General features: G+C 65.8%; 20 protein-coding genes. 12 read left to right on the top strand and 8 right to left on the bottom strand.

Annotated features, from left to right (window positions below; genetic code table 11):
* Positions 1–155: 155 nt before the first annotated feature.
* From PX653_RS20540 to PX653_RS20505, 8 genes are all read left to right on the top strand, one after another.
* On the top strand, positions 156–1745 hold the full coding sequence (locus PX653_RS20540) for an acyl-CoA ligase (AMP-forming), exosortase A system-associated (protein ID WP_277414570.1): 1590 nt from the start codon (positions 156–158) through the stop codon (positions 1743–1745).
* Complete coding sequence (locus tag PX653_RS20535) at positions 1742–2989, top strand: pyridoxal-dependent decarboxylase, exosortase A system-associated (protein ID WP_277414569.1); 1248 nt, start codon at positions 1742–1744, stop codon at positions 2987–2989. Before PX653_RS20540 ends, PX653_RS20535 begins: the two co-directional genes overlap by 4 nt.
* 31 nt (positions 2990–3020) lie before the next feature.
* Positions 3021–4871, top strand: a complete 1851-nt coding sequence (locus tag PX653_RS20530; RefSeq protein WP_277414568.1) for an asparagine synthase — start codon at positions 3021–3023, stop codon at positions 4869–4871.
* Entirely contained in the window at positions 4868–5836 is a 969-nt protein-coding gene (locus PX653_RS20525) for a glycosyltransferase family 2 protein (RefSeq protein WP_277414567.1), read from the top strand. Before PX653_RS20530 ends, PX653_RS20525 begins: the two co-directional genes overlap by 4 nt.
* A gap of 2 nt (positions 5837–5838) precedes the next feature.
* On the top strand, positions 5839–6840 hold the full coding sequence (locus PX653_RS20520; RefSeq protein ID WP_277418625.1) for a glycosyltransferase: 1002 nt from the start codon (positions 5839–5841) through the stop codon (positions 6838–6840).
* A gap of 93 nt (positions 6841–6933) precedes the next feature.
* Entirely contained in the window at positions 6934–9693 is a 2760-nt protein-coding gene (gene prsT, locus PX653_RS20515) for an XrtA/PEP-CTERM system TPR-repeat protein PrsT (protein WP_277414566.1), read from the top strand.
* Between the two features lie 156 nt (positions 9694–9849).
* Positions 9850–10689 carry a PEP-CTERM/exosortase system-associated acyltransferase gene (locus PX653_RS20510; protein WP_277414565.1) on the top strand — a complete coding sequence of 280 codons (840 nt, stop codon included), beginning with the start codon at positions 9850–9852 and terminating at the stop codon, positions 10687–10689.
* 37 nt (positions 10690–10726) lie between these two features.
* Entirely contained in the window at positions 10727–11542 is an 816-nt protein-coding gene (locus tag PX653_RS20505; RefSeq protein ID WP_277414564.1) for a PEP-CTERM/exosortase system-associated acyltransferase, read from the top strand.
* Between the two features lie 27 nt (positions 11543–11569).
* Here the strand turns inward: PX653_RS20505 and PX653_RS20500 are convergent, their stop codons facing one another.
* Positions 11570–12379 (bottom strand): ThiF family adenylyltransferase, encoded by an 810-nt coding sequence (locus PX653_RS20500; RefSeq protein WP_277418624.1) that lies wholly within the window; start codon positions 12377–12379, stop codon positions 11570–11572.
* Positions 12380–12775: 396 nt separating this feature from the next.
* Here PX653_RS20500 and PX653_RS20495 point away from each other — a divergent pair, with 396 nt between their 5' ends.
* Positions 12776–13666 carry a PEP-CTERM sorting domain-containing protein gene (locus tag PX653_RS20495; protein ID WP_277414563.1) on the top strand — a complete coding sequence of 297 codons (891 nt, stop codon included), beginning with the start codon at positions 12776–12778 and terminating at the stop codon, positions 13664–13666.
* Between the two features lie 195 nt (positions 13667–13861).
* Here the strand turns inward: PX653_RS20495 and PX653_RS20490 are convergent, their stop codons facing one another.
* The 7 genes from PX653_RS20490 to PX653_RS20460 form a co-directional block, all read right to left on the bottom strand.
* A complete protein-coding gene (locus tag PX653_RS20490) occupies positions 13862–14722 on the bottom strand; it encodes a transglycosylase SLT domain-containing protein (protein ID WP_277414562.1) in 861 nt (286 codons plus the stop codon).
* Positions 14723–14800: 78 nt separating this feature from the next.
* The gene (locus PX653_RS20485) at positions 14801–15895 is read right to left on the bottom strand and encodes a nucleotidyltransferase domain-containing protein (RefSeq protein ID WP_277414561.1); all 1095 of its coding nucleotides are present in this window, start codon (positions 15893–15895) and stop codon (positions 14801–14803) included.
* Positions 15896–16810 (bottom strand): HprK-related kinase A, encoded by a 915-nt coding sequence (locus PX653_RS20480; protein WP_277414560.1) that lies wholly within the window; start codon positions 16808–16810, stop codon positions 15896–15898. It abuts the gene before it with no gap.
* Positions 16804–17037 carry an HPr-rel-A system PqqD family peptide chaperone gene (locus PX653_RS20475; protein WP_277414559.1) on the bottom strand — a complete coding sequence of 78 codons (234 nt, stop codon included), beginning with the start codon at positions 17035–17037 and terminating at the stop codon, positions 16804–16806. Before PX653_RS20475 ends, PX653_RS20480 begins: the two co-directional genes overlap by 7 nt.
* Position 17038: 1 nt before the next feature.
* Positions 17039–17611, bottom strand: coding sequence for a hypothetical protein (locus PX653_RS20470; protein ID WP_277414558.1), 573 nt, complete (start codon positions 17609–17611; stop codon positions 17039–17041).
* 194 nt (positions 17612–17805) lie between these two features.
* On the bottom strand, positions 17806–18357 hold the full coding sequence (locus tag PX653_RS20465; RefSeq protein ID WP_277414557.1) for an XrtA/PEP-CTERM system exopolysaccharide export protein: 552 nt from the start codon (positions 18355–18357) through the stop codon (positions 17806–17808).
* Positions 18358–18556: 199 nt separating this feature from the next.
* Positions 18557–19336, bottom strand: coding sequence for a S1 family peptidase (locus PX653_RS20460; protein ID WP_277414556.1), 780 nt, complete (start codon positions 19334–19336; stop codon positions 18557–18559).
* Positions 19337–19598: 262 nt separating this feature from the next.
* Between PX653_RS20460 and PX653_RS20455 the strand changes: the two genes are divergently transcribed.
* The 3 genes from PX653_RS20455 to PX653_RS20445 are packed head-to-tail and all read left to right on the top strand — an operon-like array spanning position 19599 to position 23608.
* The gene (locus PX653_RS20455) at positions 19599–21116 is read left to right on the top strand and encodes an XrtA system polysaccharide chain length determinant (protein WP_307730769.1); all 1518 of its coding nucleotides are present in this window, start codon (positions 19599–19601) and stop codon (positions 21114–21116) included.
* 22 nt (positions 21117–21138) lie between these two features.
* Positions 21139–22056 (top strand): XrtA-associated tyrosine autokinase, encoded by a 918-nt coding sequence (locus PX653_RS20450; protein ID WP_277414554.1) that lies wholly within the window; start codon positions 21139–21141, stop codon positions 22054–22056.
* A complete protein-coding gene (locus PX653_RS20445) occupies positions 22049–23608 on the top strand; it encodes a TIGR03016 family PEP-CTERM system-associated outer membrane protein (RefSeq protein WP_277414553.1) in 1560 nt (519 codons plus the stop codon). Before PX653_RS20450 ends, PX653_RS20445 begins: the two co-directional genes overlap by 8 nt.
* Positions 23609–23614 lie beyond the last annotated feature (6 nt).

Genomic DNA, 23614 nt, shown 5'->3' with positions numbered 1-23614 from the left:
CCATCGACCGGCCTTGATTTGTGTTGTTTATTTGACATATACATGAGTTTTTTCCGGCCCGGCCTTGCCAAAAAACAGAAATTGATTAGTTGTAAAATGTTAATATCCGGCCGTAGCCTCTTGGCCGCACCGGCCCCGTTTTGCAGGACATGGACATGAGCGACCTGATACACGAATTCGTCTACCGTTCGGCACGCCGGACTCCCGCTGCCGAGGCTCTCGTCCATGGCACGCGCCGGCTCGACTACGGGGCCCTGGCCCGCCTGGTGGACCAGGCCGCCGGCGCGCTGCTGGCCAGCGGGCTCGACAAGGGCGAGCGCGTGGCCGTCTACATGGAAAAGAACGTCGAGAACGTGGCCGCGATGTTTGGCGCTGCGGCCGCCGGCGGTGTGTTCGTGCCCGTCAATCCCCTCCTGAAACCCGAGCAGGTGGCCTATATCCTGGCCGACTGCAACGTGCGCGTGCTGGTCACCACCGCCGACCGCCTCAAATTGCTGCTGGCCGTGCTGCCCGAATGCCGCGACCTGCGCCTCGTCATCGCCGTGGGTGGCGTCGCCGAGCTGCCCGCGCTGCATGGCGTCGAGGTGCTGTCGTGGGACGACACGCTGGCCCTGGCCGAACGCAACACGCGCGCGCCGCACCGCGCCATCGACGGCGACATGGCCGCGATCCTGTACACGTCGGGCAGCACCGGCAAGCCGAAAGGCGTCGTGCTGTCGCACCGGAACATGGTGGCGGGCGCCAACAGCGTGGCCGGCTACCTGGACAACACGCCGGAAGACCGCATCCTGGCCGTGCTGCCGCTCAGCTTCGACTACGGCCTGTCGCAACTGACGACGGCGTTTTCCGTCGGCGCGACGGCGGTGCTGATCAACCACCTGCTGCCGCGCGACGTGCTCAATGCCGTCGTGGCCGAACGCATCACGGGCCTGGCCGCCGTGCCGCCGCTGTGGATCCAACTGGCGCCGCTGGCCTGGCCGGCCGACTGCACGCTGCGTTATCTGACCAATTCCGGCGGCGCGATGCAGCGCCCCACGCTGGAAGCGCTGCGCCGTGTGCTGCCGAACGCCCGGCCGTTCCTGATGTACGGCCTGACGGAAGCGTTCCGCTCGACCTACCTGCCGCCCGAGGAGCTGGAGCGCCGGCCCGAGTCGATGGGCAAGGCGATCCCGAATGCGGAAGTGATGGTGCTGCGTCCGGACGGTACCGAATGCGCGGCCGGCGAGCCGGGCGAACTGGTACACCGGGGTGCCCTCGTCTCGCTGGGCTACTGGAACGATCCGGCCAAGACGGCCGAGCGCTTCAAGCCGATCGCGGCGCGCCAGTACGGCCTGCCGCTGACGGAGCTGGCGGTGTGGTCCGGCGACACGGTGCGCAAGGACGAGGAAGGCTTCCTGTACTTCATCAGCCGCAACGACGAGATGATCAAGACGTCCGGCTACCGGGTCAGCCCCACCGAGGTGGAGGAGGTGGTCTATGCGCGCGAGCAGGTGGCCGAGGCGGCGGCGCTGGGCGTCAGCCATCCGACCCTGGGCCAGGCCATCGTCGTCATCGCCTACCCGCGCGAGGGCACCGCACTGACGGCGTCGGACCTGCTGGCGGCCTGCAAGCCGCACCTGCCGGCCTACATGCTGCCGCAGAAGGTGATCGTGGCCGACGCCAGCCTGCCCCGTAACCCGAACGGCAAGATCGACCGCAAGCTGCTGTCGACCCAGTATGCCGACGTGTTCGCGGAGGCGCCGTGAACGCGCCAGCCCCGAAGCTGCCGCCGCAGCACGCGCCGCTGAAGCAGTTCGCGGTGGAGGGCGACTGCCTGCTGGTGGGCGGCGTGCCGCTGACGCGCCTGGCCCAGCGGGTGGGGCAGACGCCGTTCTATGCCTACGACCGCGCCGCCATCACGGCCCGCGTGGCCGAGCTGCGCGCCGCGCTGCCGGCCGACGTGCACCTGCATTACGCGATGAAGGCCAACCCGATGCCGGCCGTCGTGCAGCACCTGGCGACCTTGGTGGACGGTATCGACGTGGCCTCCGGCGGCGAACTGCGCGTGGCGCTGGACACCCCGATGGCGCCCGGCCATGTCAGCTTTGCAGGGCCGGGCAAGAGCGACGCGGACCTGTCCTGCGCGATTGCCGCCGGCATCGTGCTGAACCTGGAATCGGAAGGCGAGATGGAGCGCGCCGCCGCCGTCGGCCAGCGCCTGGGCATCGCGCCGCAGGTCAACGTGCGCGTCAATCCGGATTTCGAATTGAAGTCGTCCGGCATGAAGATGGGCGGCGGGCCCAAGCAGTTCGGCGTCGATGCCGAGCGTGTCCCCGCCATGCTGCGCCGGATCGGCGCGCTGGAGCTGGACTTCCACGGCTTCCATATCTTCAGCGGGTCGCAGAACTTGAAAGTGGCGGCGCTGCAGGAAGCCCATGAGAAGACGTTTGCGCTGGCGCTGCGCCTGGCGGCTGACGCCCCCCGGCCGCCGCGCATCCTCAATATCGGCGGCGGCTTCGGCATTCCGTACTTCCCCGGCGAGGAACGGCTGGACCTGCCGGCCGTGGGCGCCAACCTGGCCCGCATCCTGGACGAAGTGCGCCCGCAACTGCAGGGCGCCCAGGTCGTCATCGAGCTGGGGCGCTACCTGGTGGGCGAGGCCGGCGTGTACGTCTGCCGCGTGGTGGACCGCAAGGAGTCGCGCGGTCACGTCTACCTGGTCACGGACGGCGGGCTGCACCATCACCTGTCCGCCTCCGGCAATTTCGGCCAGGTGATCCGCAAGAATTACCCCGTCGTGATCGGCAACCGCGTGCAGGGCGGCGCGCGCGAGAAGGCCTCCGTCGTGGGACCGCTGTGCACCCCGCTGGACCTGCTGGCCGACCAGATGGAGCTCGCCAGGGCCGAGCCGGGCGACCTGGTCGCGGTGCTGCAGTCCGGCGCCTACGGCATGACAGCCAGTCCGGCCGGCTTCCTCAGCCATCCGGCGGCGCTGGAAATACTGGTGTGACAGCCTAAAAAAATCAGACAAGGGGTGGACGATGGGCGGACTATGCGGATGGTTGGGGCACGGCGTCAACGACCCCGACGCGATCGACAGGATGGCGGCGCCGCTGGCGCGCTTTGACGGCACCCCGATCGAGAGCATGCAGGGCCACCGCGCGGGCGCGGCCGTCGCGGCGCGGGCGGGCAGCGCCGAGGTGCACCGGCGCGACGGCTTGATGGTCGCGCTGTGGGGCCATCCCGTTCTGACGTCGGCGGACCTCGCGCAGCAGGCGGAGGCCACCGGTGTCGCGGCCACGCTGGCGGCGCACTGGCACGACGGCCGCATGGACGCCGACCAGCTGTGCGCCGCACTGGGCGGCGCCTTCGCGTTGTGTATCCTGGACGAGCACCGTGGCGAAGCGGTGCTGGCCGTGGACCGCCTGGGCATCCATCCGCTGACGTGGCAACTGGCCGGCGAGACGCTGCTGTTCGCCTCCTCCGCCGATGCATTGAACCGCCACCCCCTGGCGCGCGCGCAAATCGATGCGCAGGGCCTGTACAACTACGTGTATTTCCACATGGTGCCCAGCCCCGGCACCGCGTACCGGGAGCAGCAGCGCCTGCTGCCGGGCGAATTCCTGCATTACCGGCAGGGCCGGGTCGAGACGCGGCCTTACTGGCAGATGGCCTTCCGCGAAGACGGGAAGCGCTCGTTCGAGGACCTCCGCGCGGACTTCCTGGCCCACCTGCGCGGCAGCGTGCGCCAGGCCAGCGCCGGCGCGAAGATCGGCGCCTTCCTCAGCGGCGGCACCGACAGCTCGACGATCGCCGGCATCCTGTGCGAAGTCAACGGCCAGGGTGCCGACACTTACTCGATCGGCTTCGAGGCGCAGGGCTACGACGAGATGGAATACGCACGCATCGCGTCGCGCCATTTCGGCACCAGGCACCATGAGTATTACGTCACGCCGGACGACGTCGTCGCCGCCATCCCGCAGGTGGCCGCCGTGTGCGACCAGCCGTTCGGCAATGCGTCGGCGGTGCCCGCATTCTATTGCGCCCGCATGGCCCGCGCCGACGGCATCACCCGGATGCTGGGCGGCGATGGCGGCGACGAACTCTTCGGCGGCAACGAGCGCTATGCCAAGCAGCACGTGTTCGCCCTGTACGAACGGGTGCCGCAGCTGTTTCGCAAGGCGCTGCTGGAGCCGGCCGTGTTCCACTTCCCCGGCGGCGAACGGGTCCGCCTGCTGCGCAAGGCGCGCAGCTATATCGAGCAGGCCTCGGTGGCGATGCCGGCGCGGCTGGAAACCTACAACCTGCTGGGCCGCTACGGCCCGCAGCAGGTCTTCACGGACGATTTCCTGGTCAGTGCGGACATCGGCCAGCCGCTCGAAGCCCTGGCGCGCACGTACGGCCGCAGCGAGGCGAAAAGCCTGATCAACCGCATGCTGGCGCTGGACCTGAAGGTGACCCTGGCCGACAACGACCTGCCGAAGGTGATGAAGGCGTGCGAACTGGCGGGCGTGGAAGCGGCGTTCCCGTTCCTGGACGATGCGATGGTGACGTTCTCCGCGGGCCTGACGCCGCAGCAGAAACTGAACGGCACGCAGCTGCGCTGGTTCTTCAAGGAGGCCCTGAAAGGCTTCCTGCCGATGGAGATCATCACGAAGCAGAAGCACGGCTTCGGGCTGCCCTTCGGCGTCTGGCTGCAGCAGCACAAGACGCTGCAGCAACTGGCCAGCGACAGCCTGCACGACCTCAAGAAACGCGGCATCGTGCGCGGCGCGTTCATCGAACAGCTCACCGGCCAGCACCTGACGGAACACGCGGGCTACCACGGCACGATGGTGTGGGTGCTGATGATGCTGGAGCAGTGGTTCCGCCAGCGCGAGGCGCTGCGGTGACCGTCGCCGTCGTCATTCCGTACTTCCAGCGCCAGCCGGGCATCCTGGCGCGCGCGCTGGCTTCCGTGCTGGCCCAGGAGACACAGGAGGTGCTCGACATCATCGTCGTCGATGACGAATCGCCCGTACCCGCGCGCGGCGAGGTGGCGGCATTGCCGCCGCACCAGCAGGCGCGCGTACGCATCGTCGAGCAGCGCAACGGCGGCCCGGCCGCGGCCCGCAACAAGGCGCTCGACAATGTGGCGCCGGGCACCGAATACGTTGCCTTCATCGACTCGGACGACACGTGGGAGCCGTGTCACGTCGCCAACGCATTGCGTGCCCTGCGCGCCGGCCACGATTTCTACTTTGCCGATTTCTACCAGCTGCACCAGAGCGTCAGCGCTTTCGAGCGCGCGGGCCGCATCGACCCGGCGCGCCATGCGCTGCTGCCGGGCGAGACCCAGCTGCACCGCTACCAGGCCGACATGCAGGGGCAGATCCTGGGCGGCAACGTGATCGGCACCTCGACGGTGGTCTATCGCTTCGGCTCGTTTCGCAGCCTGCGCTTTCGCGAGGAATTCGTCTATGCGGGCGAGGACTACCTGTTCTGGCTGGACCTGGCGCGCATGACGGACCGCATCGCGTTCTCGTCCGCGCGCGAGGTCGTGTACGGCCCCGGCGTCAACATCTTCGCCGGCTCCGGCTGGGGCACGGAAAAGTCGCTGATCCGGTTGCACTACGAGATGAAGTACAAGAAGGCGATCGCCCGGCTGTACCCGCTGACGGTGCAGCAGGCCGCGGACAACCACCGCGCCGTGCAGCAGCTGCGGCGCAGTTTCGTCGCGGACGTCGTCCACCGCGTCGCCCATCGCAAGCCCTTCCTGGCCGTGCTGCTCAAGCAGCTCAAGGTGGACGCGAAGAGCGTGCTGTTCTTCGTGCCGCTGGCCGTCAGTCTCGTATTGCAGCGCAAGCGCGCCGCGTGACCATGCGGGTCCTCGTCAGTATCCTCAACTGGAACGGCGCCGCCCAGACCCTCGACTGCGTGCGCGACCTGCTGCGCCAGCGGTTGCCGGACGGCGCGCGGATCGAGCTCCTTGTCATCGACAACGGCTCGGCGGCGGACGATGCGCAGGCGCTGGCGCAAGGCCTGGCCGGCCTGCCGGTGCGGCTGCGCCGCGAGGCCGTCAACCATGGCTTTGCCGGGGGCCACAACCTGGCCGTGGCGGACGCGCTGGCGCAGGACTACGACTTTCTCTGGCTGGTCAACAACGATGCGGTGATGGGCGACGAACATGTGCTGGCGCGCCTGCTGGCGCTGATGGCGACCGATGGGCGCTGTGGCGCCGCGTCGCCGTTGCTGGCCATCCTCGACCAGCCGGAGAAGGTCTACTTCTGCGGCAATTTCCATGACTGGGCGACGGGCACGACGCAGCGCGCCCGCGACGTCGACGAGGCCCGCCGCCTGGCGCCCGCGCGGCTGGGGCAGCAGTGGGTACCCGGCACGGCGATGCTGCTGCGCACGGCAGCGTTGCGGGCGGCAGGAGCGCTGGACGAGCGCATGTTCGCCTACTACGAGGACGACGAGCTGTGTGCCCGCCTGGCGGCCGCGGGCTGGCATAGCGCGGTGGCCTACGATGCCCGCGTGCTGCATGCGATGCCGAAACGCGAGACGGACCGGCCGCCGTATTACTTCTACCTGATGGCCCGCAACCACCTGCTGTTCTGGCACGGCAGCACGCCCGCGGCGCACCGCCGCGCGCTTCGCCTGAAGCTGCTGGACCGTGCGTTGTACGACGTCAACCGGCTGCGCTACCGCGGCTATCCGCAGCATGCGGAAGCGGCCTTGCTGGGCGTGGAGGATTTCCTGCGGCGGCGCCACGGCCGGCCGCAACTGGCGCGGCGGGCGGCGTTGCCGTTGCGCTGGCTGCGCGCACTGCTGTGGCTGCCGCACAAGCGCGTGCTGCGCCGCCTGGACGGCAGCGCCTGACGAGCGTTGTTTCTGCGTCAAGGCGGCCCCGGCTATTGATCCGCACGTCACGCCGTGTCACTATCCTATTGTTAATTTTTTAACGGGTGAACCATGTCCATTCGACTGACCAAGGCCGCCGCGGCCGTCGCCGGCGCCGCGTTGCTGGCCGCTTCCCTCACCGCTTGCCAGTCCGATTCGGCCGAGTCCTTCCTGGCCGAGGCCAGGCAGTACCAGCAGAAGGGCGACAACAAGGCCGCCGTCATCCAGCTCAAGAATGCGCTGGAGAAGAACCCGGACGATGTCGAAGCGCGCTTCCTGCTCGCGCAGGTGTCGCTGGACATGGAAGACCCGTTGACGGCCGAGAAGGAAGTGCGCCGTGCCATCGCGCTGAAGTATGCCGACGACAAGACCACGCCCGTGCTGGCCCGCGCGCTGGCGCAGCAGAGCCGTCACCAGGACCTGCTGGACGCCACGGAAAAGGTCGCGCAAACGCCTGAAGTGCTGGCCCTGCGTGGCAGTGCGTATCTCGGCCTGGGCAAAGGCGACGAGGGCAAGGCCGCCTTCGATGCGGCACTGGCCAGGCAGCCGAACCACGCCGACGCGCTGGCCGGCCTGGCGCGCTACGCCGCCATGCAGAAGGACTGGACGCTGGCGCAGCAACTGGTCGACAAGGCCATCGCCGCGGATGCGAAGAACGTCAATGCGTGGCAGCTGAAGGGCGACCTGCAGCGCGCGCAAAGCAAGCCGCAGGAGGCGATGGCAGCCTACCAGCAGGTGCTCAAGCTGAAACCGGGGCACCGCACGGCGCACCTGGAACAGGCCGAACTCAATATCGCGGCCGGCAAGTACGACGCGGCGCAGGCCGACATCGACGCCGCCCGCAAGAACGGCGCGAACGGCGGTCTGATCGCGTACAACCAGGCGCTGCTCGATTTCTCGCGCGACAGGATGAAGGATGCCCAGGCCAACCTGTTGAAGGTGATGCAGGTGGCGCCGAACCACATGCCGAGCGTGCTGCTGTCCGGTGCGGTGGCGCTGAACCTGGGCCAGCTGGAACAGGCGGAAAAGCACCTGCGCAAATACGTCGAATGGAGTCCCGCCAACCTGTATGCGCGCAAGATGCTGGTCAGCACGCTGCTGAAAACGCAGCAGCCGGCCGAAGCGGAAAACGTGCTGGCGCCGGCGCTGAAGGACAGCAAGGCCGATGCCTCCGTGCTGGAACTGGCGGGGGAAGCGGCCATGCTGCAGCAGCAGCCGGCCAAGGCCAGCAAGTACTTCGAGCAGGCTATCGCGCTCGAGCCGAAACGCGGCTCCGTCCACGTGGCGCTCGGGCTGGCGAAACTGGCGCAAGGCGACCGCGCCGGTGGGGCCGCCGAACTGGAGACGGCCACGAAGCTCGCGCCCGCATCGATCGAGGCCGGGTCCACGCTGGTGCGGGTGCAGACCAGCACGGGCGAATACGACAAGGCGCTGGCCAGCGTCGCCCTGCTGGAAAAGGCGCATCCGAACTCGGCCGTGCTGCACAACCTGAAGGGTGGCGCCTACCTGGGCAAGAAGGACGTCAAGGCGGCCCGCGCCAGCTTTGGCGCCGCGCTCGCTGCCGATGCCACGTACTTCCCGGCCGCGGCCAACCTGGCCCAGCTGGATTTGCAGGACAAGAACCCGGCCGCCGCGAAGCAGCGCTTCGACAGCATCCTGCAAAAGGACGCCAAGAACGCCGACGCGATGACGGCACTGGCCGAGATCGCGCTGTCCGAAGGCGACAGGGCCAAGGCGACGGGCTGGCTGGAGAAGGCGGTCGCGAGCCAGCCGGACGCGCTGGCGCCCGCGCTGAAGCTGAGCGAACACTACATCAACCTTGCCACGCCGCAGAAGGCACTGACCCTGTTGGGCAAGCATGCGCTGGCCCATCCGGCCAACCCGCAGCTGCTGGACGTGCAGGGCCGTGCCCAGCTGGCCAATAAGGACGTGCCGGGTGCCATCGAGACGTTCAGCAAGCTGGTCAGTGTCGAACCGAAGTCGGGCGCGGCGCAGCTGCGCCTGGCCACGGCCGAGATGCAGCGCAAAAATCCGGCCGCGGCCGGCGCGGCGCTGAAGAAGGCCATCGCCGTCGAGCCTGGCTTCATGCAGGCTTACCTGGCCCAGGCCGAGCTGGCTGCTGGCCAGGGCAACTACGATGCCGCCCTGGCCACCGTGCGCCAGGTGCAGCAGCGCTTCCCGAAATCCCCGGTCGGCCAGTTGCTCGAAGGCGATCTGTGGATGCAGCAGAACAAGCCGGCGCAAGCGGTACGGCCGTACGAAGCGGCCTTTGCCATCGCGCCGACGGCCCCCATGTTGATGAAGCTGGGCAAGGCCTTGCAGGCCGGTGGCAAGTCGGCCGAAGCGGACCGCCGCGTGGCCGAATGGCGCCGCCAGCATCCGGACGAGCCGCTGGCGGCCATGTACGCAGCGGAAAATCATATCGCGGCCAAGCAATATCGCCAGGCCATCACGGAACTGGAAGCGGTACTGAAGAAGGTTCCGGACAACTTGGTCGCGCTGAACAACCTGGCCTGGGCCTACCAGCAGGAAAAGGACGCGCGGGCCTTGCCGACCGCAGAGAAAGCCTATGCGCTGGCCGGCAAGAATCCGATGGTCATGGATACGCTGGGCTGGATGCTGGTCGAGCAAGGCAATACCGCCCGTGGCCTGCCACTGTTGCAGGAGGCGGCGAAGCTGGCCCCTGAGGCCGGCGAAATCCGCCTGCACCTCGCCCAAGGGCTGCAAAAAGCCGGCGATAAAACCAACGCCCGCAAGGAACTTGAATATTTAACCAAAGGCAAGTTCAGTGCCCAACAGGAAGAAGCTCGTTCCTTATTGAAACTGCTGTAATTGATATTGAACTAAATCAAACTGTCTTCAATAAATATTTATTTGTTGTAGGAAATAAGATATTTTGATGACATAACATTTTTTAGCAGATTTTTGCTTAGAAATAGGTTAATCTCTGCAATATTGTCTTCGCTAAAGCGTGAAAGAAACGCCCACATGGTGCATTCGGCCAGCCGCTCCAGCTCACTCCGATTGCTCACCGACCGGCTGCTCGGCAAGCGCGACATTCTGATTCCGTATTTTCAGTTTGTCCAGGTGCCTGCCGACGAGTACGAAGGTGAGCTGATGCGCCAGATTCAACGCCTGCGTTACGAGGTGTACTGTGTGGAACGCAACTTTCTCGACTGTGAAGGCTACAAAGATCAACTCGAATCAGACGAGTACGATCGCTACTCTGCTCACTTTGCTGCTTTTAATGACGAACGCGAAATCATAGGTACTGTCCGCCTCGTGCGGCCTGACGAACACATGCTGTACCCGTTCGAAAGCCACTGCACGGTCTTTGATGATTTTCGCTTTCCACCTCGCGAGAAAGCTGGGGAGATTTCCCGCTTGGTGGTTCGTAAGACGTACCGGCGCCGCCGCGGCGATTCCATGGAAGGGGTTTCCAGGGAGTTCGTGCAGGAAGGCAGCGCCGCGCCATCGCCGCGCTTACGCGAGCAGCGCGGCAACAGTCCACTGCTACTACTGGGCCTGTACAAGGAAATGTACCGGCACAGTCGCCGTAACGGTATCCGTTACTGGTATGCAGCCATGGAACGCTCGCTGGCCCGGTCCCTGGACAGGATGGGCTTCAAGTTTGTGCCCATCGGGCCGGCGACGGATTATTACGGGCCAGTTACGCCCCATATCGTCGACCTGGATGAGCTGAGCGCCAGGTTGCACAGTGAGAATCCTTTTTTGGCCGCGTGGTTTGACGACGAGCCGATTCCGCTGTGGATCAAGATGAAAACCCTGGTCGTCAGTACGTTGATCGGTGCACCTCGGGGGAAATAAGCAGACCTCGAGGCGCACATCGCCTGAAGAGTGAGGAATGATAGCCACCCAAAATCTGTCGCGTCTGCCGGTTCGCTCCCCAGAGCCCCGCAGCGCCACCCCGAGCAGCTTCGATTTCTCCCACGCACCGCAGGTGTTCCGCACCTATTGCGGCGGCACCCTGAACGGCGTGCCGCCCGATATCTCGCGGCTGCGCTACGAGGTGTATTGCCTCGAGTGCGCGTTCCTGCATCCGGACGCCTATGGAGAAGGTCTCGAGCATGACCACTACGATGCCCAGGCCATGCATTTCGCGGCCTATACCGCCGAGGACCGCCTGGTCGGCGCCGTCCGGCTGGTCCAGCCAACGGACGGCGAGTGTTATCCGTTCCAGCGGCACTGTCATCCCTTCGAGGGCTACCAGCTGCCGCCGGCGCAGGAGTCGGCCGAGATTTCGCGGCTGGTCGTGCGCAAGGGCCACCGCCGGCGCCGCGCCGACTCGCTGCAAGGCGTGCCCGGCCGCGGCACGGATGCGCCGCCGGCCCGTCCTGGCCACGAGCACTGGCGCAGCGGCGACGACCGGCGCGGCGAGGAACGCGATTCGCCCATGTTGCTGTTCGGCCTGTACCGCGAGATGTACCGGCACAGCGTGCAGAGCGGCATCCGCTACTGGTACGCGGCGATGGAGCGCTCGCTGGCCCGTTCGTTGCAACGGCTGGGCTTTGCATTCCAGGCCATCGGTCCCCAAAGCGATTACTACGGGGCAGTCACGCCGTGCCTCCTGGACCTGCGGGCCCTGGAGCAACGGCTGACCGAGGCCAATCCCGCGCTGGCCGCGTGGTTCATGGAGAAACCGTTCGGCCGAACGGTTTGACCGGGTTCGCATACGGCAGGCCGGCACTCAGGCCGGGGCGTCCGTGCTGATGTCGATCAGCTTCGTCACGTGGTTGCGGAAGCTGTGCACGACGATGTTGGGCGACTGCGGCACGGGTAATCCGGCCAGCAGGTCCGTCATCATCGACACGGCCAGCGCGGCCACGGTGAAGCTGCCGACAGCCAGTTGCGAGGCGGGGCACGGCCGGCCGTCTTCCATGATCGTCAATGCCCGGCGCACCTGTTCCACGACTTGCGGGTCCAGGTGCGCGCCGATGCGCGCCATGATCTTGCCGAACACGTTCGAATAGCTGGCATCGCCTTCGGTGGATGCCTGCGCTACGTCGTGGGCAATGATTTCCGTCAGGGAGCCGCTGGCGTCGGCAGGGAAGTACAGCACGCCGGCACCTTGGCCGATCGACAGCGCCGTGAAGATGGGGCGCTGCAGTCCCTTCGCCGCCGTGTGCAGGCTGAGGATGGCTTCCAGGTCGAGGAAATCGATCGTGTCGAAGATGATGTCGACCTTGCCGACCAGCTCGGCCGCATTGGCCTTGTCCAGGTTGGCCACGATCGCTTCCACCTGCGCTTCCGGGTTGATACGCAGGATGTGCTTTTTCAACGCTTCCGCCTTGGGCGTGCCGATGTCGTCGAAATCGAAGAACTGGCGGTTCAGGTTGTGCGCGTCGACGGTGTCGCCGTCGATCAGCACGAATTTGCGAAAGCCCATGCGCGCTGCGCAGATGGCCGTCGAGCTGCCCAACCCATTTCCCGCGATCAGCAAACTGGTATCGCGAATGCGCGCCTGGGTTGCTGGGCTGATATAACCTTCATTTCGCATGACGAAGGTGTCGTAATCAAAAGCCGTGGCCATCGGATCTCCCTTGTGGACTATTTTTTCCTAGAATAAAGCATTCCACGATTTTTGTCGGCATTCTTTACAGTGCCCAGTCAGGGAATTCCCACAGGTGTGGCGTCCATGCATTGGTTCAGTATTTTCCAATGGCCGGATTCTCTTCATTGTAATGAAAAGTTATTCTCGGAAATACCCTCGTTTCGCAGGGTGTCGGAAAACTTTACATCGTGAGGCGGCGCAAACCATGGGCACGACGGCAGGGTTAGGAAGGCCGTTGATTTTGCTAGGAAATTTCCGATTGCGCAAAGTGTGGCACGGCGATTGCTTTAATGAGGCAGACGCTACACCAACGAAGCGCCACTCAACGATTGGAGATCGACAATGTCTATCAAAAAACTGATCCTGGCAGCATCTCTCGGATTCGCGGCGCTGAGCGCTTCCGCAACGCCGCTGGATTCGCTGACGGGGAACATGAACATCAAGCTGCAAGGCTTGACGACCGAAAACAACACCTTCGCGGGGACGAACGAGTCCACCTGGGGCGTTGGCAGCATCTCGCAGATCACCGGCACCGGCGGCCAGGCGTGGAACATGGGCGTCAGCGACGGCAGCTACCTGTACTACATGATCTACGGTATTGCCGACCAGAACCTGGTCGCCAACTCGACCGGCACGTTCGACCTGTACAACGTCGGCGCGACCGGCGGCGTGGGCGACGGCAAGATCCACCTGGACATCTACCGCAGCAACGTCAACATCCTGGAACTGACCAGCGACTTCAACGCGCAAGTGGGCGACCGCACGGGCTACAGCATGCACTCGCTGCTGGCAGGCCTCGGCCCAGCCTACCTGACCGTTGAATTCGGCACCGGCAAGCAGACCACCAACGTGGCGGGCGGCACCAACCCTGGCGCCAACGAAACGCTGGCAACGCTGGTGCAAGTGGTGACGTCAGCCACGCTGCCGGCCGCCGGCACGGGCCAGTTCTTCGCTGACGTGACGGGCGGTACCGCTGCCAGCCAGTGGGATTCGAACGGCCTGTTCGGCCACGACCTGGACGGCAAGTTCACGCTGAGCACGAACGGCGCATCGCAAGGTTCGGGCGTCTGCACGGACGAGGAAGTGCTGGGTAGCCCGGGTAACCCGGCAACGTGCTTCACGGGCTTCATCAACGACCCGATCCGCGCGATCCGCGTACCGGAACCAGGTTCGCTGGCGCTGGTGGGCCTGGGCCTGGTCGGCCTGGCCGGCCTGCGTCGCCGCATGGCCTGAGCTTTACCGGCTCGATGAAGAATGCCCGGCTTGCCGGGCATTTTTTTTGGTCTGTCCCTGCAAGCGCCGATGCCGCTAACTTGCTATTTTCTGGTGTGCAAAGAACAGTCGCTGGTTCGGGGTCTGTCCCGTCTTTTCGGGACTGACCCCGGTTGTTAATGCACAAGTCGCATGGGTCTGCGATTAACACGAGGGTCAGTCCCCTGCGGGGACAGACCCTAGCGCCACCGGCAACGCATGCCACGCCGGCCGGTACAAGGCGGCAATGCGCTGCACGTACACCCGCGTTTCCGGATAGGGCGGCACGCCGCCATGGCGCTCGACCGCACCTTCGCCCGCGTTGTAGGCGGCCGCGACCAGTTGTACGTCCCCGTTGAAACGCACCAGCAGCCAGCGCAGGTAGGCCAGGCCACCGCGCACGTTGGCTTCCGGATCGAACGCATCGCGCACCCGAAAGCGCTGGGCCGTGGCCGGGATCAGCTGCATCAGGCCCTGGGCATTGCGGGGCGACACTGCCTTGGGACGAAAACCCGACTCGACCGCAATGACGGCCATCGCCAGCCGCGGGTCCACGCCATACTGCGGCGCGAGCCGGTCGACCAGGCGGCGCACGGGCGCGCTGGCGGCCGGATAAGCCGGCTCCGGCGGCGGGATCAGGTCAATGTCGGGCTGGACCGGCGGTGCGGCGGCCGGGACCGGTGCCAGGCAGGCCGGCAGTGTCGCGTCCGGCCGTTCCGGCAACAAAGCCAGCAGGTGACGTGCCTGCGCGTGGCCCTGCTCGGCAGCCAGCGCAAACAGGCGCCAGGCCGTGCCATCGTCGCGCGGCATGCCACGTCCGTTGGCGGCCATCCAGCCCAGCGCATAGTGCGCATCCGCCGCGCCCAGCCGCGCGGCCCGGCAGTACAGCGTGACCGCTTCCGCCAGGTCGCGCGGCACGCCTTCGCCGTGTTCGTACTGGGCGGCATCGGCGATCAATTGCGCCGCTGACTGCGCCGATGCCGGCGGGCTGGCCAAGGCGGTATACAGCAGGGCAAGACGGGACAGGAGGGCACGCATGACTTGGACCTTTCGATCGGCCGCAGCCGCCAGATGCGGCGCCCGGCAGATTTATTGTAGCGAGCGTTTTCCGTCCGCTCAGGCAGCTTCCTGCCGCGCTTTGCGCGGGGACAAAAACGCCTTGTGCAACAGGTGGCGGGCCAGCAATAACGGCGGCATCCGCAACCAGTTGCCGCGCAAGTAGAGCAGGCCGCGCGCGGTGGCGCTGAAGCGGTCGCCGCAGCTGTCGTGCACCGGCAGCAGGGCACGGCGGAACAGCTCGTCCATCAGGCGCAGCAGCAGCGGCGACGGGGCGGCCGCCGCGATATCCGCGCTGACGGCCGGCGGTACTTCCGTGCCCAGCAGCAGTGCCGTATAGCGCAGCGCGTAGAACAGCGGACGGGCCAGCTCCAGCTCGTGCGCGCGCGGCACCAGCCGGGCCCAGAAGCGGGCGTCCTGGCCGTAATGCGCCAGCAGCCGCTGCAGGTCGACAAGGTCGCGCAAGCCGTTGTTGAACTCGCCATCGGTAAACAGGTGGACGGCACTGTGCAGCACCATGTCGACGGGGGCCAGCACGCGCAAGGCCGGCTCGCCGGGGACGGCCACGGCGGCCGCCTGCAGCAGCGCCGAGTCCGGCCGGGCCGCCGCCGTGCGCGGCAGGATGGCGTGATGGACGTCGATCATCGACTCGCGCCGCGTATGCTGCATCGGCGGCAGCTCGTGCATCCATTCGCGATAATAGCGCTGGTCGTAGGCATCGTGGTGGGTACCGGCCCAGCCGGCCAGCATCAGCGCGGCTTCCGCTTCGGCCAGGTGCGTTTCCGGCACCAGGATGTCGATGTCGGAAAACAGCCGGCCTTGCGCCGGCGGCAGGCCGGCCGCGCAGTACGCGGCACCCTTGAGCAGGATGGTCGGCAGGCCCAGCTCGCGCAAGGCGAGCCGGATCAGGCGGATCTCCCAGCGCACCGCCTGGCGATGCCGGCGTGCCAGCACCTGCGCCCAAGCCAACTGATCGCGCGCCGGCACTGGGATGCGGTCCAGCACGCCGTGCTCTGCCAGGATATAGCCGAGCGTTGCGAGCAGGTTGGCGGCACCGGCCTGGCGCAGCAGCAGGTCCCAGTCGGCGTCGGCCAGCGCGACGGTGTCGGCGGGTGCCCGCAAGGCGTGCAGCAACAGCGGCGCCAGCGGTGCCATTCAGCCCGCCGCCAGGTGGTCGAAAAATGCCAGCGCCTCGTCCAGCACGCTGTACGTGAACCGGAATCCGGCGCTGGCATCGACCAGGTCGGCCAGCGCCGTAAACCCTTCGGCGCCCAGCAGGCTGTAATTGAAGCAGTTGCCGGCCAGTTGCATGAAGGTGTCGGCACGCGCCAGCGGTTCCGACTGCAAGGCCGCGGCCGGCACGTAACGGGGGAACACGATCCAGCCCGGTCGCGCCACTTCGGCGGCACGCGCCACGCTGGCGCTGGGTGCCTTGACGTGCGCGACTGTGCCCTTGACGGTATCGGTGACGGGGCGGCTCATCACGCTGCCCGGTACATAGTCACGGATGACGTCGATGGCGCCGTTTTTCAGGCTGACGGGGCGGGGCAGCGGCACGATCGCGCCGTCGTCCAGGCGCAGCAGGGTCAGCTCGTCGGACAGCAGGCGCCAGCCGCCGCGGCCGACCAGTGCGGCGCACAGCGTGCTCTTGCCGGAGCCGGGCGGGGCCGGCAGGATCGCGGCGCGGCCGTGCTTTTCGATCACGGCGGCGTGCACGATCAGGTAGCGGTTGGCGCGGCTGGACACGCACCAGTTCAGGCCCCACTCGAACATGGGAAAAGCCTGGTCCAGCGGCAGCGGCTTGAACAGCGAACGGCCGTCGTACAGCAGGGTGACTTGCGGGCCCAGCCAGCGGCGCAGGTTGCGCGGGCGTGTCAGTTGCAGGTGGAAGTCGGCAAAGCCATCGTCGGGCCGCAAAGGATAATCCGCGTACAGCAGGCCGATGCCGTCGGCGACGCTGGGAATGGCCGAGCGCAGGCTGGTCGTGAAACGGCCCGTGCCCAGGCGGATGCCGGCACCGGCCAGGCGCCGGCCCAGCTCGGCGCGGGACAATTGGCCGACCGTCAGCATGGCTCGATCAGGTCCAGCCCTGCCAGGGTATCGAGGACGGTGGCCAGCTCGGGCGCGGCCAGTTCCTCCGGATCGACGTCGCCGTCGCGCAAGGCCAGCAGCAACTGCATCGCCTCTCCCGTCAGCAGGTGGGTGTCGCCCGACAGGTCGTTGTACAGCACGCACGCGTCGTCCCAGCCGCGATGCAGCAGCGTCTGGCCCGGAACGATACGCCACTGCAACTGCATATCACTCCATCGAACGCTGCAAGTAGTTGGCGATCTGCGCGCCGTTCCAGCGCACGCCGGCGGTTGGCGTGTAGTACCCCTTGCTCTGGTATTCGGACCAGATCTTCTGCAGCATCGGTACCGTCTGGAACGTCGAGATGCCGGCGCGCACGTTCAGGTAGCACGCCATCAGCAGGCGGCCGATGCCGTTCGTGTCCCACGATTTGCCCTGGATGATGGCCAGCTGGGTCGAGCTGCCATAGGTTCTCGTCGTGCTCGAATCGCACGCGAACACCCTGGTGAAGGAGGCTTCCTTGCTGCAGCCGGCTGGCCAGTTGTGGCTGGCCCAGTAACGCGAATTGCGTCCGGCACAGACGGGCTTTGGCCCGCGGAAGCTCTGCAGGCCGCCGGACAGGTAGCCGGACGGCGTCGTGCAGACCTCGGCCGCCATCCCGGGCTGACTCTGCAGCGTCAGCAGGACGCCGGAAGCAGCCACGCCAGCGCGGGTAAAGCGGCGCCGCGCTGCGCCGCGGGGCGTCAGGGTTGCCGGGGCGGGTTGCCCGGTATCGGCATCAGGCTGGTGTTCGGTGGACACGTCGGGTTCCTTAAAAGTGAGCGAAGGATGGCGCTTCCTTCATGGAATCTGCCACATGTATAAGCAATTCCTGTACCTGTATCCGCCATACCCGGTGCTGACTTTATAAATCAATGACTTATCTCAAGCAAGTAAAGCTGTCGAGCGCGCAAGCATTGATCCCGCGCAGACGATGTAAGAAATTTCGACAGCACTTAGAAGAAACTTTCCGGCACGACCAGCACGTCACCCGGCCGCATTGCCACGTTGGCCGAGATGTCGCCTTCCTTGATGAGATCGTTCAGGCGCACGCGGAACTGCTGCTGCTTGCCCTCCACGGTGCGGATCACCGTCGCCTTGTTTCCAGCCGCGAATTCCGTGACGCCGCCGACGGCAATCAGCACGTCCATCAGGGACATGCCGCGGCGGTATGGCAACGCCTGCGGACGTGCGGCCTGGCCGATCACGCGAATCTGCTCGCTGTAGATGCCCGTGAAGCCCGTGACGATGACGGTGACGACGGGTTGCTGGATAAACTTCGCCAATGCGACTTCGATGTCGCGCGCCAGCGCCGTCGGCGTCTTGCCGGCTGCCTCGAGGTCCTCGACCAATGGCGTCGTGATCTTGCCGTCCGGCCGCACCGGCACGCTTTGCGACACTTCCGGATTGCGCCACACGATGATGTTGACGTTGTCGCCCGGTCCGATCAGGTAGTTCGACGCCGGCGGGGGGCCGGCATCGACCAGCGGGGCGGCGCCGAGGCGCAACCGGACAGGGCGAGGGCGCCCAGCATGGCCGCGCCAAGCGCGAGCCGTTTGACCAGCGTGTGCATTCGATTCACGAAACTCTCCAGATCAGGACGGCACTACGTGGCCACGACGGTTTCCCGCGTCACCTTATTGTTGTGTAATTGTTAGCTTGAATATTTTATACGACTTGCAACACGTCGCAACGCCGTAATGGTGTTTATTTTGTAATGGGACTTTGTAGCAACAGCTGCCGTACATAGCGGGCAGGGATGGCATACGATATGCCGCTGGGGGTACTGAGGCCGTTTTCCTTCTGCGCCTTCAGCAGTGTCATGTTGAGCACGCCGTGGACGACACCGCTGTCCGGATCGTAGACAGGGCTGCCACTGTTGCCCGGGTAGGCCGTGCCGTCCAGCTGGAAGATGGGGAATGGCCGCCGCTGCAGCTGCGCGATGGCGCGGGCGTCGAGCCGCCGTGCGCTTAGCGATGGCAACACGACAGGCGTCACGGCCGACAGCATCGCGCGATGCGTGACGGGTGTCAGGCCCAGCGCCATGCCCAGGGGGAAGCCGGTGAAGGCCAGGGCCTGGCCTTCGGCCGCGCTGTCATCCGTGTCCAGCCGCAGCGGGGGCAGTGGGGTGCCGGACAGGCGCAAGTGGGCAATGTCGTGTTCGCGGTCCACCGCCGCGACGGCCGCGGGGCGAAAATCGAAACGGTCGCCGCGGCCAACGACGATGCCCAGCGCTTCCATGCCGGCCACGTCCAGGTCCGGCAGTGCGTGGGCATTGGTGATGATGCTGAGACCGTCGCCGACCGCGAACCCGGTGGCGACAAACACGATGGCCGGGCTGCGCGTGCGCAGCATCGTGCCGATGCCCACCACGGACGGCTTGACGGCGGCGATCGTCTCCGGCAGCGCGGCACTCGCGGGCGTTGCCGCCAGGTTCGCCACGACGGCAAGACACAGCACGCGGCGCATACGGAAGAGTGGTCTCATCGGTTCAGGATAGCAGATCGGCGCCCTATGAAAACGGCCTTCCGACATGTTCGTATTTGGAAATTTTCAATACTGTCTGTCACAACTTTGTAACGTGGGCGTGTCTGCAACAGAAACAAAAAATTAATATCAACCAGCAACGGGTTCTACTGTATGATAGTTGCGTTTGATGCATTTTAAGCAATATTCAGGCCGGCTTCTGTCGTCCGCTTCACGTCCTGAAGAGCTTACCTAACGGCGAGTTTACAAGATGGCAGAACTGATGGCATTGCTCTTGACCTTCCTCAAGGCAATAGGGAAGTACCGCTGGTATGCAGTGGCAATCAGCTGGCTGGTAGCGACCGCAGGTTGGTTTGTCGTCTACCGCCTGCCCAACGATTACCAGGCGTCGGCGCGGGTGTATGTCGATACCCAAAGTATTCTGAAACCGCTGCTGTCGAGCATGACCACGTTGCCCAACACGGAGCAGCAGGTCACCTTCATGCGCCGCACCTTGATCAGCCGGCCCAACGTCGAGCGCCTGATCCGCATGGTCGATCTCGACATCAAGACCCGTTCCGTCAAGGAACACGAAAAGCTCGTCGACGACCTGATGAAGGACATCAAGGTCATCGGCACCGAGCGTGACGATATCTACACCATTTCCTACAGCAATCCGAACCCGAAACTGGGCAAGGATATCGTGCAGTCCCTGCTGACGATCTTTGTCGAGGGCAGCTTCGGCGGCAAGAAGCAGGATTCCGAAAAGGCCGTCCAGTTCATCGACGACCAGATCCGCATGTACGAGGAGAAGCTGGCGGCCGGCGAGAACGCGCTGAAGGACTTCAAGATCCGTCATATGGGCATGCTGCCGCGCCAGGGCAGCGATTACACGTCGGCGTATGGCGAGCTGAACGAGAAGTTGAACGCGGCCCGGCTGGAGCTGCTGGAGGCGGAACAAGCCCGCAACGCCATCAAGCGGCAAATCGCCGGCGAGGACATGGCGCCCGTCACGGAAACGGCGGAAAAGGCGATCGTCAATCCCGAAATCGATGGCCGCATCAGCACGATCCAGAAGCAGCTCGACCAGCTGCGCCTGCAATATACCGAAGAGCATCCCGACATCGTCTCCGCCAAGCGCCTGATCGGCCAGCTGGAAGCGCGCAAGAAGGAAGAGGCAAAGAAAAACCGCAGCAGCGACCCGGGTGCCAACTACAGCCCGATGCTGCAGCAGATGAACGTGCAGCTGTCGGTGGAAGAGGCGCGTATCGCGTCGCTGAAGGCGCGCGTGGGCGAGTACAGCGGCCGGCTGGCGGCCATGCGCTCGCTCAGCAACCAGGCGCCCGAAGTGGAAGCCCAGCTGGCCCAGCTGAACCGCGACTATGCGGTCAACAAGGACAACTACGAAAAGCTGGTGCAGCGGCGCGAGTCGGCCAAGCTGTCCGGCGACCTGTCGACGGCCACCGATATGCTGACCTTCCGCGTCATCGATCCGCCTGCCGTGCCGAGCACGCCGGCCGGCCCGGACCGCCCGCGCCTGTATTCGCTGGTGCTGGTCGTCGCCATGGTGGCCGGGCTGGGTACGGCACTGCTGCTGAGCCAGATCCGTCCCACGTTCCTCAGCCAGCACAGCCTGCGCGAGACGACGGGCCTGCCGATCCTGGGCAGCATCGGCATGAACTGGACGGAACAGCAGAAGGTGCGGCGCCGGCGCCGGCTGTATGCCTTTGGCGTGGCGGTCGCATCGCTGTTTACCGCCTATGGCGGCGTGCTGGCGCTGACCGTGTTCCGGCAAGCGTGAGCCAGGGAAAGGTGAGGGAATCGTGAGCATCATTGAAAAAGCGGCCAGCCGCATGGCCCAGCAACCCGCCGCCGCCTTCACGCCGGTGGCGCAGGATGGCGACGTGGCCGTCGAAGTGGAACCTGCCGCCGCGCCCGTGACGGAAGCGCCGCCGCAACTGGCCGCACCGGCGCCCGCCGTGCAGGCGCCGGTCGAGCCGGCGCAGCCCGCACGCCGCACCCGCAGCGTGGAGCTGGACCTGGCGCGCATGAGCGAGGCGGGCCTTGTCACGGCGGCGGGCGGGCGCACCAGCCTGGTGGAAGATTTCCGCATCATCAAGCGGCCGTTGATCAAGCGCGCGTTCGGTCCTCGCAAGGCGGGCGCCAATCCGGGCAACCTGATCATGATCACCAGTTCGCTGCCGGGCGAAGGCAAGACGTTCTGCTCGATCAACCTTGCCATGAGCATCGCGATGGAGCTGGATCACACGGTGCTGCTGGTCGACGCGGACGTGGCGCGCCCGTCCGTGCTGCGCACGCTGGGGCTGCCGTCGCAACGGGGCCTGATGGATATCCTGCTGGACGAGCACCTGGACATGTCCGAGGTCATGCTGCGCACCAACGTCAACACGCTGTCGATCCTGCCGGCCGGCACGTCGAACCCGCGCGCGACGGAACTGCTGGCCAGCCATGCCATGACGACGCTGGTGCACGAGATCGCCAATCGCTACCCGGACCGCATCGTCATCTTCGATTCGCCGCCGCTGCTCCTGACGAGCGAGTCGCGCGTGCTGGCCAGCCATATGGGGCAGATCGTCGTGGTGGTGGAGTCGGAAAAGACGACGCAGCATGCCGTCAAGGAAGCGATGCGCCAGCTGGACGGGTGCAGCAACGTCAACCTGATCTACAACAAGTCGCGCGAGCTGGGCAGCAGCAACAAGTACGACTACCACTATGGCTGAGCGGCGTCGCCAGCGCCGTGCCACGACCGCCGCGTTGCCGTTGCTCGGCCCGGCGGTGGCGGCACTGCTGCTGGCACCCGGCGCCAGGGCAGCCTGGCAGGTCTCGCCCACGGTCGAGCTGCGGGAATCCTGGTCCGACAACGTCAGCCTGCGCCGCGACGGCCAGAAGGACAGCCAGTTCATCACGTCCATCACGCCCGGCATCGCGGTGACGAACCGGACGCCACGCCTGCAGGTGTCGGCGGCATACCGCCTGAACATCCACGAATACTCGGACGGCCGGGTGGCCGGCACCGACCGCCTGACCAGCGCGCTGAGTGCCACGGCCAAGGGCAAGCTGATCGACGACCTGCTGTTTTTCGACGCCCAGGCCGGCATTTCGCAGCAGCCCGTCTCCGCGTTCGGACCGGTCGCCAGCGGCAGCGAGTACAGCAGCACCAACCGGAGCGAGGTGCGCACGTACCAGGTGTCGCCCTACCTCGTGCACCGTTTCGGGTCCACCGCGTCGGCCGAGCTGCGTTATGCGCACGACATGGTCGACAGCGAAAACTCCGGCTACGGCCGCAGTACGTCCGACACGGCAAGCCTCAACCTGTCGAGCGGCCGCGCGTTCCGTACCGTCGGCTGGGGCCTGACCCTGCGCCGCCAGCATCTGCAGGACAGCATCGCGCCGGGCAGCAACAGCAGCATGGCCCTGGCTTCGCTGCGCTATATCGTGACGCCCACGTTCAGCCTGACGGGCACGGGCGGCTACGACAAGTTCGACTACGCCGGCATGGGCGGCGGCACGCAGGGTGCGTCATGGTCCGGCGGCTTTTCTTGGAATCCCAGCACGCGCACGAGCCTGCAGATGTCGGCCGGCAAGCGCTATTACGGCAACAGTTACTTCCTCGCCGCTACCCACCGCAGCCGCCATACGGTATGGAACATCGGCTACAGCGACAACGTGACGACGAGCCGGGAGAATTTCCTGCTGCCGTCGGCCGTCAACACGGCCGACATGCTCAATGCGCTGTTCCGCACCAGCTATCCGGATGCGGCAATCCGCGCGCTGGCGGTGGAGGCCTACATCCGCGCGTTCAACCTGCCCCGCTCGCTGCCGGACAGCGTCAATTACTTCAGCAACCGCTACATCCTGCAGCGCCAGTTGAACGCGTCGATGGCCTGGCGCTCGGCACGCACGACGGCGCTGGTGACGCTGTTCCGCACGAAGCGCGAGGCGCTGTCGCTGCTGCAATACGACAGCTCGCTCCTGGGCAGCAGCCAGCAGAACCTGAACGACAACACCAGCCAGACGGGCGGCGCCCTGATGGTGGACTATCGCCTCAATGGGCGCACCAGCGCAAGCCTGTCGGCCACCGTCACCAAAACGGAGTCCGACAAGCTGGGCCTGGGCGAGACCAACCGGCAGTTGCGCGCCGCCGTGTCGCGCACTTTCCAGCCCAACCTGTCCGGGTCCATGGAAGTGCGCCGCAACCATGGCGGGCTGGCGCTGGAAGGCAGCTCATATACCGAGAACGCCGTGGCGGCCTCTCTTTCGATGAAGTTTTAAGCGGAA

Origin of the sequence: Pseudoduganella chitinolytica (assembly GCF_029028125.1) — a bacterium.
Classification (GTDB): domain Bacteria; phylum Pseudomonadota; class Gammaproteobacteria; order Burkholderiales; family Burkholderiaceae_D; genus Rugamonas; species Rugamonas chitinolytica.
This window is presented reverse-complemented; position numbering and strand designations above follow the sequence as displayed.